Source organism: Burkholderia sp. SIMBA_051 (assembly GCF_046534915.1).
Lineage (GTDB): Bacteria > Pseudomonadota > Gammaproteobacteria > Burkholderiales > Burkholderiaceae > Burkholderia > Burkholderia ambifaria.
The window spans coordinates 98771-112575 of sequence record NZ_JAWRXS010000007.1 but is presented as its reverse complement, the minus strand read 5'-3'; the positions used below and the strand labels follow the sequence as shown (position 1 = coordinate 112575).

Annotated in this window: 9 protein-coding genes; all 9 read left to right on the top strand. The window is 63.9% G+C overall.

All coding sequences use genetic code 11. The features are described from left to right. The first annotated feature begins 386 nt into the window (after positions 1–386). The 9 genes from SB771_RS18685 to SB771_RS18645 all read left to right on the top strand — a co-directional run bounded on the left by SB771_RS18685 (position 387) and on the right by SB771_RS18645 (position 13804). Positions 387–4043: a glycosyltransferase gene (locus tag SB771_RS18685; protein ID WP_175660938.1), complete on the top strand. Its 3657-nt coding sequence runs from the start codon at positions 387–389 to the stop codon at positions 4041–4043. Positions 4044–4103: 60 nt separating this feature from the next. Beyond that, on the top strand, positions 4104–5138 hold the full coding sequence (gene gmd / locus SB771_RS18680; protein WP_126227269.1) for a GDP-mannose 4,6-dehydratase: 1035 nt from the start codon (positions 4104–4106) through the stop codon (positions 5136–5138). Further along, on the top strand, positions 5116–6033 hold the full coding sequence (locus tag SB771_RS18675; protein ID WP_175660939.1) for an NAD-dependent epimerase/dehydratase family protein: 918 nt from the start codon (positions 5116–5118) through the stop codon (positions 6031–6033). The genes gmd and SB771_RS18675 overlap by 23 nt, the downstream gene beginning before the upstream one ends. Next, positions 6030–7181, top strand: a complete 1152-nt coding sequence (locus tag SB771_RS18670) for a glycosyltransferase family 4 protein (RefSeq protein WP_175660940.1) — start codon at positions 6030–6032, stop codon at positions 7179–7181. The genes SB771_RS18675 and SB771_RS18670 overlap by 4 nt, the downstream gene beginning before the upstream one ends. Positions 7182–7206: 25 nt before the next feature. Beyond that, positions 7207–8283, top strand: a complete 1077-nt coding sequence (locus SB771_RS18665) for a glycosyltransferase family 4 protein (RefSeq protein WP_175660941.1) — start codon at positions 7207–7209, stop codon at positions 8281–8283. Beyond that, positions 8280–9470, top strand: coding sequence for a glycosyltransferase (locus SB771_RS18660; protein ID WP_175660942.1), 1191 nt, complete (start codon positions 8280–8282; stop codon positions 9468–9470). The genes SB771_RS18665 and SB771_RS18660 overlap by 4 nt, the downstream gene beginning before the upstream one ends. A 450-nt stretch (positions 9471–9920) precedes the next feature. Further along, a complete protein-coding gene (locus tag SB771_RS18655) occupies positions 9921–10886 on the top strand; it encodes a UDP-glucose 4-epimerase family protein (protein ID WP_175660943.1) in 966 nt (321 codons plus the stop codon). A gap of 5 nt (positions 10887–10891) precedes the next feature. After that, positions 10892–11908, top strand: a complete 1017-nt coding sequence (locus tag SB771_RS18650; protein WP_175660944.1) for an MraY family glycosyltransferase — start codon at positions 10892–10894, stop codon at positions 11906–11908. Positions 11909–11920: 12 nt separating this feature from the next. Further along, positions 11921–13804 carry a polysaccharide biosynthesis protein gene (locus tag SB771_RS18645; protein WP_175660945.1) on the top strand — a complete coding sequence of 628 codons (1884 nt, stop codon included), beginning with the start codon at positions 11921–11923 and terminating at the stop codon, positions 13802–13804. Position 13805: the final 1 nt, after the last annotated feature.

Here is a 13805-nt window from a genome sequence, read left to right as displayed (position 1 = left end):
TGCGTTGTGTTGAATGGAAGCAGGGCCTGCGCCGGTCGTGCGAAGCGGGCATGCCGCGACGGGTGGTCCCGGGTCACGACGCCGGTGTAGGCCTGTTTCGCGAGCGGCTCGGCTTTTCAGGTCATCCGTGGAGCGCGCCGCCTCGTCGCTTGATGGTGCAATGCCGCCGGCTCGACGTTGTGAGCCGCACGAGTTTCGAAGGCTTGTTTGACGGTAGTTCTCTGATTGAACGAACCGGGAGCAAGGTTCAGCGCCGCTTTTACCACTCGAGGGTGCCTGCTGGACGGCCATTTTCCGTCCGCGCACCGCGATGCACTGCAGCGCCGGATTGTTCCGGGATCGAGACGGCCTCGCGGGCGTCGGTAGCCAAGTAAAGTAGGACAACCATGCGAATCGTTATTGACATGCAGGGAGCGCAAACCGAGAGCCGCTTCCGGGGCATCGGGCGCTATTCCCTTTCCTTGGCGCTTGCCATTGCCCGCAACGCGGGCGACCATGAAGTGTACCTGGCGCTCAGCGGGCTTTTCCCCGAGACCATCGGGCCAATCCGTGACGCATTTCGAGGGCTGGTGCCGCAGGAACGGATTCGGGTCTGGCAGGCGCCGGGGCCGATGCGCTGGATCGACGCAAACAATGCGTCGCGTCGCGCCATTGCGGAACGGGTGCGTGAGGCGTTTCTGGAAACGCTCGATCCCGATATCGTGCTGGTCACCAGTCTGTTCGAGGGGCTGGGGGACGACGCGATCATCAGCATTGGGGCACTCGGTGAGCCGCTGCCGACCGCGGTCATCCTTTACGACCTGATTCCGCTGATCAACCCGGACGAGCAATACCGGACGAACCCCGTTTATCGCGGCTATTATGCTGACCGCATCGAGAACCTGAAGCGTGCACGCCATCTTCTTGCGATCTCGGAAAGTGCCCGGCAGGAGGCATTGGGTGCATTGCCGTTTTCGGCCGAGAAGGTGACCAATGTGTCGGGCGCGTGCGATGAAATGTTTACCCGCGTCGTGCCCGATGCAGACTCGCTCGCAACCCTGAAGCGGCGTTTGGGGGTAACGCGACCTTTCATCATGTACACGGGGGGAGCCGATGCTCGCAAGAATCTCCCACGGCTGATCGAGGCGTTCGCCCATTTGCCTGATACGTCGCGCCACCACCATCAGCTCCTGTTTGTCGGTCGAATGCCGCAGTCGGAAGTGAGCGCGCTTCGTGCACATGCGCAACGCGCCGGCCTACGTGCCGACGAGCTGTTGTTCAGCGATTACATCTCTGATGAAGAGCTGCTGGCGTTGTTCAGTACGTGCCAGCTGTTTGTCTTCCCTTCTCTGCACGAAGGTTTCGGCTTGCCACCGCTCGAAGCGATGGCATGCGGCGCGGTGGTGATTGCCGCCGACGCCGCCAGTCTTCCGGAGGTCATGGGCAGCCCCGAGGCGCTGTTTGATCCGCAGTCGGTGCCGGCCATCAGCGCCAAGATGCATCAGGCGCTGACTGACGAGGGCCTGCGTGCACGGCTGCTGGAGAACGCCAGGATTCAGGCGCAGGCATTTTCGTGGGATCGCAGCGCCAAGCTCGTGTTGCAGGCCATCGCGCCCTTCGAGCGCACCCGTGAGTTCCGGGCGGCACGGCCCGTGACCTTCGAGCGCACCACACTGTTCGAGCCGAAAATCAACAGGATCCTGCTGCTCAAGCTGGATCACATGGGCGATCTGCTGCTGGCGGTGCCGGCTATTTCCCGTCTGCGCGCGCGATACCCGAAGGCCAGTATCGATGTCGTGGTGGGTAGCTGGAATCAGGCGTTGGCTCAGACGCTGCCATTCTTTGACCGGGTGTTGACGCTCGACTACTTCAAGCGCAAATCGTCGTTGCAGGCAGAACTGTCCGATGGGTCGTTGACCGAATTCGTGAAGCAACTGGGTTTCTACGACCTCGCTATCGATTTCAGGCGACAGCCTGATACGCGGTTCGTCCTGGCACAAGTCGACGCGGGCCTCAAGGTCGGCTATGGCAGCCTCGATCCGGCCATCGATGCCAAGCTCGACATCGCACTGCCCACGTATCAGGATCTGCCGTTCGTGGAAACGCCGCTGAATCGCATTTCGATCAGCGAGCAGATGCTGGCTCTGGTCGACGCACTGCCGGCTCATCCGTCGGACTATGTGGTTTTGCCGCCGATCGCCACCCCTTTGCAGCAGCATACTCGTGCGGTTGCGCTGTTTCCCTACGCCGGTGGCGATGCCAAGGAATGGCCTGTCGCGCGATTCCATGAATTGGCACGCCGGCTGGCTGCGGATCCCGCGGTCGAACTCGTCAGCGTTTTCTTTGCCAGCGAAAAAGAAGCCCAGCGTTTCAGCTTCGACGGCATTGATAAAGTGGTGATTCAAGCGGGCCTCAGCATCCCCGAACTGATGCGGCATCTCGCCGGCCACCAGCTATGCGTCGCCAACAATTCCGGTGGTGCGCACATGGCGGCCTATCTGGGCGTGACGGCGCTGGGGGTCTATGGCGGGCTGGAAACCGCGCACGAATGGGCGCCGGTGTTCGGCAACAGCTATGTCTTGCATAATGAGGCAGCGTGCTCGCCCTGCCACATTCCGGCGCGACGCGATTGCCCGCACAACTTCTTTTGTCTCGATGACATCACGGTGGACGAAGTGTTTGCCCGCTGCCGTGAGCTGCTGGCCCAGAACGGTGCGGCGGTGTCGACGGCACCGGCGCGTCCGAGCGTCAAGTCGACGCGCAAGAAGTTGTTCCAGGCCCTCGCGCGTTTGGTGCGTCAATGCAATGAAGACGAACTGGCTCAAGTCGCGCAGGGCATAGCGCTCAGCTTGCCCACGCGAACGCGTCGTGCGCTGTTTGTCGATGTGTCGGAGCTGGTCAGCCATGACGCGCGGACCGGAATTCAACGGGTCGTGCGGAGTATTCTGAGCGAACTGCTCCAGGATCCGCCGAAAGACTTCGAGGTGTGGCCGGTCTACTCGACGCACGATCGCACGGGGTACTTTTACGCGAAGCGCTTGCGGTCGCGATTCCTGGGGCAGGGTGATCCCGGCGCGGTGCAGGAAGATCCCATTGATTTTCAGGCGGGCGATGTCTTTTTGGGTCTCGATCTAAACCCGTACGGCATCGGCGTTCAGGAACCATTTCTGGATGAAATGTGGCGCCAGGGCGTTCGCATCGAGTTTGTCGTGTACGACCTCTTGTGCGTACAGATGCCCAGCTACTTTGCGCCGGGCAGCGGGGAACTGTTCGAGAAATGGCTGAATACGGTCTCCCGTTACGACGGTGTCGTGTGCGGCTCCCGGACGGTGGCGGACGAATTCACGCAGTGGTTGCGGGAGCATCATCCCCAGCGCGAGCGCGCGCTCGAGGTCGGCTGGTTCCATTACGGCGCGGATGTACAGAATTCCCGACCGAGTACCGGCATGCCGAGCGATGCACCTCGTATACTCAAGGCGCTGCGCGCGGCTCCCAGCTTCCTGATGGTAGGGACGGTCGAGCCGCGTAAAGGGCATGCACAGGCGCTGACCGCTTTTGAGCAGCTCTGGCAACAAGGTACTGCGGTCAATCTGGTGATCGTCGGCAAATCCGGGTGGCTGGTCGAGAAGCTGGTCGCACGACTGCGCGCGCATCCCGAGCTTGGAAAGCGGCTATTCTGGCTGGAGAGCATCAGTGATGAATACCTGGAGCAAGTCTATGGCGCTTGCAGTTGTTTGCTTGCAGCGTCGGAAGGAGAAGGCTTCGGGTTGCCGCTGATCGAGGCGGGGCGCAAGCATCTGCCTATATTGGCGCGGGATTTGCCCGTGTTCCGTGAGGTAGCGCTGAGCCATGCTGATTATTTCCATGGCAACAGTGGCGAAGCGTTGGCGCAGGCCGTGACACACTGGCTCGAGCTGTATCGGCAAGGCACTCACCCGAAGTCCGAGGGAATGCCGACGCTGACTTGGCAAGCCTCTGTTCAGCAATTGCTGGACAACGTATTGCCGACGCGCCAGGTCATCAAGGTGGTCCGCCGCATGGAGGTCCCTGCGGAGACCGAGTGACATTGCCGTCAATCATTCGATAAAGATTTTGCAAGAGAACTTAAGATGAATTCTCAAACTATGAAAGTTTCCCTCATTACCGGCATCACTGGCCAAGACGGTGCCTACCTCGCCCAGCTCCTGCTCGAGAAGGGCTATCAGGTCTACGGCACCTATCGCCGCACCAGCTCGGTGAACTTCTGGCGCATCGAAGAGCTTGGCATCGCCAAGCACCCGAACCTGCACCTGATCGAATACGATCTGACGGACCTGTCGTCGAGCATCCGCCTGCTGCAGACGACGGGCGCCACGGAGGTGTACAACCTCGCCGCGCAAAGCTTTGTCGGCGTGTCCTTCGACCAGCCGGTCACCACCGCGGAAATCACCGGTATCGGTCCGCTGAACCTGCTCGAGGCGATCCGTATCGTCAATCCGAAGATCCGCTTCTACCAGGCGAGCACGTCCGAAATGTTCGGCAAGGTGCAGGCGATCCCGCAGATCGAATCGACGCCGTTCTATCCGCGTAGCCCGTATGGTGTGGCCAAGCTGTATGCGCACTGGATCACGGTGAACTACCGCGAAAGCTACGATATCTTCGGCTGTAGCGGCATCCTGTTCAATCACGAATCGCCGCTGCGCGGCCGCGAGTTCGTCACGCGAAAGATCACGGACTCCGTCGCGAAGATCAAGCTCGGTCAGCTCGACGTGCTCGAACTGGGCAATATGGATGCGAAGCGCGACTGGGGTTTCGCGAAGGAATACGTGGAAGGTATGTGGCGCATGCTGCAGGTCGACGAACCGGACACCTACGTCCTCGCCACGAATCGAACGGAAACCGTCCGCGACTTCGTCCGCATGGCGTTCAAGGCTACCGGTGTCGATCTGGAGTTCAAGGGCAGCGACGTGAATGAAATCGGTGTCGATGTCGCGACCGGCAAGACGGTCGTGCGCGTCAATCCGAAGTTCCACCGCCCGGCCGAAGTCGACCTGCTGATCGGCAACCCGGAGAAGGCGAAGCAGAAGCTGGGCTGGGAGCCGACGACGACGCTCGAGCAGCTGTGCGCAATGATGGTTGAAGCGGATTTGCGTCGCAATGAACTCGGCTTCTCGTTCTGACGCGCCGCGGGCCCTGGTGACAGGGCTGGGCGGCTTTACCGGCGACTTCCTGGCGCAGTCGTTGCGCGCGGCCGGCTATCGCGTGTTCGGCACGACGCACGGTTCCGAAACGACGGGGCCCGATATGTATCGGGTCGATCTGTGCGACCGCGCGGCGCTCGCACAGGTTGTCGCCGACGTGCAGCCCGACGTGGTCGCGCATCTCGCCGCGATCGCGTTCGTCGCGCACGGTGACGCCGATGCGATCTATCGCACCAACGTGGTCGGCACGCGCAACCTGCTCGACGCGCTCGCGAATCTGCAGAGCCGCCCGAAGGCGGTTCTGCTGGCGAGCAGTGCCAACATCTACGGCAACGCGGCGGTTGAAGTCATCGACGAATCGGTCGAGCCCAATCCGGCGAACGATTACGCGGTGAGCAAGCTCGCGATGGAGTACATGGCGCGCCTCTGGTGCGACAAGTTGCCGATCGTCGTCGCGCGTCCGTTCAACTACACGGGCGTCGGGCAGTCGCAGCAGTTTCTGCTGCCGAAGATCGTCAGCCACTTCCAGCGCGGCGAGCGCGTGATCGAACTCGGCAATATCGACGTCGAGCGTGATTTCTCCGACGTGCGCCGCGTGGTGGACGCCTATCGACGCTTGCTGCAGCTCGCGCCGGCCGGCGGCGTGTTCAACGTATGCTCCGGTCGTGCGGTGTCGCTGAAGGCGGTGATCGCGATGATGGAGAAGATTGCCGGCTACACGATCGAGGTGCGCGTGAACCCGGCTTTCGTGCGCGCGAACGAAGTGCGCCGGTTGCAGGGCGACGGGACGCGACTGCAGGCCGCCATCGGCCCGCTCGACGATATTCCGCTGGAGAGCACGCTACGCTGGATGTTTGGCGGAGGGCGTGGGTGAAGGTCGGTTTTGGCACGACGGCGCTGGCACGAAGCCGTGCGCACGGCGGCGTAGACGGCATTGGTTCGTATACACGCGAATTGGGGCAGGCGCTGATCGCGCGAGGCGGGGTCGACCTGGTCCCCGCCGGTTTCGGCGTGACCGTCGGGGACGACGTATTCCCGGGCGCCCGGCCCGCAGTGAATCTCGGTCGGCATGAAATCGCGACGGTGCTGGGTGCCGTGACGCCGTGGACGTCCATCGACGAGACGGTATTGCGTGCGGAACGCGTCGACGTGTTTCATGCGACGGATCACCTGATTCCGAAGCTGTCCTCGACACCGGTGATCGCGACGCTGATGGACGCGATCCCGCTGTCGCATCCGGAATGGACGACGATCCGGCTGGCGGCACTGCGGCGTTGGCTGCTGCGTCGCTCGGGCGCCTGGGCCGACCATGTGATCACGATCTCCGACTACTCGAAACAGGAAATCGTCGAGCATTTCGGCATCGCACCGGAGCGGATTTCGGTGGTTCCGCTGGGTGTCCATCCCCGGTTCTTCGAACGGATCGAGCAAGCCGAGCGCGATGCGGTACGGGAGCGTCTCGGCTTGCCGACGCAGTTCTTCCTGTGCATCGGGACCCTGCAGCCGCGGAAGAATCTCGAGCGAGTGGTTGATGCCCATGCGAGCCTGCCTGCGGGCCTGCGTCGCGATTTCCCTCTGGTGATCGTCGGACGGGCCGGGTGGGGCTGCGAGCAACTCGTCGCGCGCCTGCGCGCGGACGAGAGCAGTAGTGTTCGCTGGCTCGAGTATCTGCCTGATCATGACGTGCGCGCGCTGTTGCAGTCGGCAAGTGCGCTCGTGTTCGCGTCGCTGTGCGAGGGTTTCGGGTTGCCGGTCGTGGAAGCTTTTGCTTCGGGTTTGCCGGTCGTTGCATCGAACACGACGTCCGTTCCCGAAGTCGCGGGCGACGCGGCGATCCTCGTCGATCCCACCCGGACCGGTGACATTGCCGACGGCATGAGAATGGTGGTCGAGCAGCCCGGGCGGGCCGACGCGCTTCGCGAGGCCGGGCTGGCACGGGCGCGAGCATTGAATTGGCCGGCTTGCGCGGAGAAGACGCTGGCGGTCTACGAAGCTGTCCTGGGCGGAACACGTCGTCAATGAATCAATTCGCTTCAAGGAGCACCGCGTGAAGTTGGGGGTGGACATCACCTGGATGGTCGGCAACTACCGCGGCATGGGGCGTTTTGCCCGTCAACTGGTGGCGCCGATCGGCGAGTCGGTGCTGGGCTTCGCGCCAGACGGCGTGACCACCGACGAATGGCCGTGCGTCAGCCAGGGGCGCCGTTTCTTCCCGTGGTGGGAGCAGGTCGAGTTGCCGCGGTTGTGCCGCGAGCATAAACCGGACTATCTGCTGTGCCCGTACAACACCGGGCCGCTGCGCGCCACCGGCAACACGCCGTTGATCGCGGTCATTTACGATCTGATCTACATGCAGCCGTGGAGCGTGCTGCCGCCGGCGAGGTCGCTGTATCAGACCGCCGGGCGTGTATATCGCCGCCATGTAGTGCCGCGGCTGGCGCGCCGCGCCGACGTCGTGCTGACCATCTCGCGGTTTACGCAACGGGAGCTGGTCGAAACGTTCGGGCTGAACGAGGCCGACGTGCACGTCATCCCGTGCATGATTTCGGACGACTGGTTCGACGCGCCGGTGAGCGCGGCGGCACGTCGGCCGTACCTGTTCACGGTCGCGGGCGAGGTGCCGAGCAAGAACGTCGATCGCCTCTTGCAGGCGTTCGCGATCGCGCGGCCGGCGCTCGGCGATGACGCCACGCTCAGGATCGCCGGGATCAAGTCCGACCATCACGCGCATTTTCTCGGGCGGGCGGCAGCGCTCGGCCTCGCGGGTGCGGTCGAGCTGCTCGGCTATATTTCGCGCGACGAGCTGCGCGAGCAGTATCGGCACGCACACGCGTTCATCTTTGCTTCGTTGTTCGAAGGGTTCGGCATTCCGCTGCTGGAAGCGATGGCGTCGGGCACACCGGTTGCGTGCAGCAATACGACGTCGATGCCCGAGGTCGTCGGCGACTGCGGCCTGCAGTTCGATCCCTTTTCGGTGGACGACATGGCCGAGCAGATTCGCAGGGTATGGAACGACGGCGCGCGATTCGACGTCGCGATCGGCGACGGTGTCGCCCGCGCACGCACGTTCTCGGAGTCGGCCGTGCGTCCGGCGATTCAGGATTTCTGGGCGCGTCTATCATGAACCAGGACAAGAAGAAGCTGCTGGTGCTGACGCCGCGGTTTCCGTATCCGGTGATCGGCGGTGACAAGCTGCGGATCTACCATCTCTGCCGTGTGCTGTCCCGTCGATTCTCGCTGACGCTGCTGAGCATGTGCGACAGCGACGACGAAATGCACGCCGCGTTGCCGGACGACGGCGTATTCGATCGGGTCGAACGGGTCTTTCTGTCGCGTCGGCGATCGTACCTGAATACGTTGCTCGCGTTGCCCACGCGCACGCCGCTGCAGGTGGCGTACTACCGGAGTCACGCGTTTGCGGCGGCGGTGGCGCGCTTGCTGCCGTCGCACGACGGCGCCTTCGTGCATCTCGTGCGCTGTGCCGAGTATGTCCGCAAGTCGGACAAGCCGCGCGTCCTGGAAATGACCGATGCGATTTCGCTCAACTACAGCCGGGTGAAGCAGTTGCGGCGCGCACGGGGGCTGAAGTCGCGCGTGTTCGGCATCGAGGCGAAGCGCCTGCTCGACTACGAGCGCACGATCGTCGACGATTTCGACCTGTCGGTGCTGGTGTCGCGGACCGATCGCGACTACCTGTTTCCCGGCCAGCCCGGCAAGAAGGTGATGGTGTGCTCGAACGGCGTGGACCTGTCGGGCCTGCCGTACACCGCACGCAGCATGGCGAGCCGGATCCTGATTTTCATCGGCGACATGCGTACCGTGCAGAACCAGGACATGTGCCACTATTTCGCGGAGGCCGTGCTGCCGTTGCTGCGCAAGCGTGCCGACTACCGCTTCCGGATCGTCGGGTCCATCGCGCCCGCACTTGCAGAACGATTCCGCGCGTATGACGGCGTCGACGTGACTGGCCGCGTCGAGTCGGTCGCACAGGCCGCATCCGACGGCGCAATCGGCGTGTGCCCGATGCGCATCGGTGCAGGTGTGCAGAACAAGATTCTCGAATACATGGCGCTCGGGCTGCCCGTGGTCACCACGTCGCTGGGCCACGAAGGCCTGGGCGCGCAAAGCGGGCGCGACCTGCTGATCGCGGATACGCCGGAGGAATTCGTTGATCGGATCGAACAGCTCGTCGCCGACGAGGCCGCGGCGGTCGAGATGACGGCGCGAGCGCGAGCCTTCGTCGAGCACGAGCACGGTTGGGAGCGGATGCTCGCGCCGCTCGTCGACGAGGTGGGCGCGTTGCTGGCCTGAGCGGCGGCACGTCCGGCGCTCGTGGCGCCGGTAGTCGCGGGGCCGGGCCAAGCTTGGTTGCTGCCGATCGGCAAGGTTACAATGTTCGCGCACCGATGCGGCCCCATCGGCATGCCGCCGCCAAAGGCCTTCCGCCGGTATTGCGTGGCGGCGACGCCGCTGTCCCGCAAGCGGAGCGAGCCGGGCCGCGCGACGCCTTCATCTAATACGGAACCCGGACATCGACGTGTCTTTCCATAGGGTTGCATCCGGCAGCACATGCCTTGATGCATCGTCAGATGCCGGCGAGCGGCATGCTTTACGTCTTCGAGATCCCGACGTGTTTGTGTCAATTCCCCTTTCCGTTTCCCCGTGTCGTTCCAGCGTGCATCGGCCCGCGCCGCGTGCCGGCGCGACACGCGGGTTCACGCCGCTTCGTCGAACTGTCAGCCGATCCGGCCGGAGGGGGCGATGACTCATCTCGTCATCACCGGCGCGAACGGTTTTGTCGGCCGTGCACTGTGCCGCCGTGCGCTGCAGGCCGGTCACACGGTGACCGCACTGGTAAGGCGACCGGGCGGCTGCATCGATGGCGTGCGCGAATGGGTACACGGCACTGCTGATTTCGATCAACTGGATGAAGCGTGGCCGGCCGATCTGGCCGCCGACTGCGTGATCCATCTTGCCGCCCGTGTGCACGTGATGCGCGACGAGTCGCCCGATCCCGATGCGGCGTTTGACGCCACCAACGTCGTCGGCACGCTGCGGCTCGCCCAGGCGGCGCGCAATCACGGCGTACGCCGCATCGTGTTCGCGAGCAGCATCAAGGCGGTCGGGGAGGGCGACGACGGTGTGCCGCTGTCGGAAGCGGTCGAACCCGATCCGCAGGATGCGTACGGCCGCTCGAAACTGCATGCGGAGCGACAACTCGCGCAGTTCGGTGCGTCGGCGGGGCTCGACGTCGTCATCGTTCGTCCGCCGCTCGTTTATGGCCCGGCCGTACGCGCCAACTTCCTGCGGATGATGGATGCGGTCGCACGCGGGATCCCGCTGCCGTTCGGCGCCGTTTCGGCGCGCCGCAGCATCGTCTACGTCGAAAACCTCGCGGATGCGCTGCTGCGTTGCGCGATCGATCCGCGCGCGGCCGGCGAATGCTTTCATGTGGCCGACGACGACGCACCGTCGGTCACGGGCCTGCTGCGCCTCGTCGGAGACGCGCTGGGCAAGCCGGCGCGGCTGGTCGCGGTGCCGCCGGTGCTGCTGCGCGTGCTCGGCAAGCTGACGGGCCGCAGCGCGGCCATCGATCGCCTGACCGGTAGTCTGCAGCTCGATACCGGCCGGATCGGGCGCGTGCTTGGCTGGCATCCGCCCTATACGACCCGCCAGGGCCTCGCAGCGACCGCCGCATGGTATCGTTCGCGCGATACACAACAATAGTCCACATGCATTTCCCGATCTCCACAGGGCCCTACGCGGTCGTGGTGGCGCTGGTCGCCGCCATCGCGACGACGGCCATCCTGCGCACGCTGCTCGCGACCGGCCTCGCATGGCGCCTTGCCACCGATATTCCGAACGATCGTTCGCTCCATACGCTGCCGACGCCGCGCGTCGGCGGATGGGGGATCGTGCCGGTCTGCGTTGTCTTCCTGCTGGCCCTTGCGCCGGCGTTGTGGCTGATTGCAGTCGGCGCGGCCGGGCTGGCGGCGATGTCGCAAATCGACGACCGGCGCGGGCTGCCGGCCCGCGTGCGGTTTTCGGCGCATCTTGTGGCCGTGGTTGCGCTGATCGTCGTCTATCCGGCCGGTGCGCCCTGGTGGCTGCTCGCGGGCGTCGGCTTCGTGATGGTCTGGCTGACGAACCTGTACAACTTCATGGACGGCGCCGACGGCCTCGCGGGCGGTATGGCGCTGTTTGGCTTCGGTGCATACGCGGCCGCGGCGCTGACCGGCCCGAACCCGTCACCGGATCTCGCCGTGGCCGGCGCGGCCATTGCCGGCGCGGCGCTCGGCTTCCTGTTGCTCAATTTCCATCCGGCTCGCCTGTTTCTCGGCGACGCAGGCTCGATTCCGTTGGGATTCCTTGCCGGCGCGCTTGGCTACTGGGGATGGCGTGCCGATGCGTGGCCGATCTGGTTTCCGGCGCTCGTCTTCGCGCCCTTTATTGCTGATGCATCTGTAACACTTTTGAGACGCCTGTTACGTGGAGAAAAGTTCTGGCAGGCGCATCGGGAGCATTATTATCAAAGGATGGTCCGTTCGGGCGTAGGTCACCGCCGGACTGCTCTTTATTGGTACCTCATCATGCTCGCAGGCATAATCATCGCCGTGTGGGCAAAAGGCCGCCCTGAACAGCAGCAATGGCTGTTGTTTGTCGCATGGTATGGCGTCCTTGCATGTATCGGGTTGGTGATCGACATGCGTTGGCGCCGGTTTCAGTCGGCCGCCGAAAACAACTCTTGAGGTTTCCTGCCGATGTTGCGATCCAAAGCATCGTGGCTGTCGCTGAGTGCTTTCCTGTTCGACCTGACGGCGGTGGTCACGTCGTGGTTGTTCGCTTATCTCGTTCGTTTCAACGGTAGCGTTCCGGCTGATTTCCTCGGCGGCGCGGTGACCGCGCTCGTCTGGACGCTGCCGGTCTACGCGCTGATGTTCCATGTGTTCGGCCTGTATCGCGGCCTCTGGGTATTCGCGAGCCTTCCCGACCTGATGCGGATCTCGAAGGCGGTTGCCGGCGGCAGCGTGATCGTGATGATCGGCGCCGTGATGTTCCAGCCGACACCGATCATCCCGCGCTCGGTGCTGCTCGTCTCGCCGCTGATGCTGTTCCTGTTGATGGGCGGCGCCCGCGCGTTGTACCGCGCGACGAAGGAGTTCTACCTGTACGGCGGCCTCGTCGGACAGGGCAAGCCCGTGCTGGTGCTCGGCGCCGGCACGGCGGGCGCCAGCCTCGCGCGCGAGTTGTCGCGTTCGGGCGAATGGCGCCTCGTCGGCCTGCTCGATGACGACGTCACCAAGCATGGGCGCGAGATCTACGGCTACAAGGTGCTCGGCTCGTTCAACGACCTGAAGCACTGGACCGACGCGATCAAGGTCGAATACGCGATCATCGCGATTCCATCGGCGTCCGTCGAAACGCAGCGGCGCGTCGCGACGCTGTGCGTGCGCGCCGGCATCAAGGCGATGGTGCTGCCGTCGCTGACCGCACTGATGCCCGGACAGGGGTTCCTGTCGCAGGTGCGCAATATCGACCTCGAGGATTTGCTTGGCCGTGATGCGGTGACGATCGACACGCCGCACGTCGAGGCGCTGCTGCGTGGCCGCGTCGTGATGGTGACGGGCGCGGGCGGTTCGATCGGCTCCGAGCTGTGCCGCCAGATCCTGCGTTTTGCACCTGCGCAGATCGTCGCGTTCGATCTGTCCGAATACGCGATGTATCGGCTTACCGAGGAGTTGCGGGAACGCTTCCCCGACCAGCCCGTCGTGCCGATCATCGGCGATGCGAAGGATTCGTTGCTGCTCGACCAGGTGATGTCGCGCCATGCGCCGCACATCGTGTTCCATGCGGCCGCATACAAGCACGTGCCGTTGATGGAAGAGCACAATGCGTGGCAGGCGCTGCGCAACAACGTGCTCGGCACGTATCGGGTCGCGCGTGCCGCGATTCGCCACGATGTTCGCCACTTCGTGCTGATCTCGACCGACAAGGCCGTCAACCCGACCAACGTCATGGGCGCGAGCAAGCGTCTCGCCGAGATGGCGTGCCAGGCGTTGCAGCAGACGAGCGGCGGCACGCAGTTCGAGACCGTGCGGTTCGGCAACGTGCTCGGCAGCGCGGGCAGCGTGATCCCGAAGTTCCAGCAGCAGATCGCAAAGGGCGGCCCGGTGACCGTCACGCATCCCGAGATCACGCGGTTCTTCATGACGATCCCGGAAGCGTCCCAACTCGTGCTGCAGGCTTCGAGCATGGGCCGCGGCGGTGAGATCTTCATTCTCGACATGGGCGAGCCCGTCAGGATCGTCGATCTCGCGCGCGACCTGATTCGTCTGTACGGCTTTTCGGAGGGGCAGATTCGGATCGAATTCACGGGGCTGCGACCCGGCGAAAAGCTCTACGAGGAATTACTCGCGGACGACGAGACGACCACGCGCACGCCGCACCCCAAACTGCGGATCGCGCGTGCACGGGAAGTGCCGGATCACTTGCTCGACGAATTGCTGCCGTGGCTGATGCAGAATCGGGTGCTGAGCGACGACGAAGTCCGGCGCGACCTGCGCCGCTGGGTGCCTGAATACCAGACGACGGTTGCTCCCGTGCTCCAAAGTGTGCCGGATGTGCGGGCGGCCTCGAGCAAGTAGA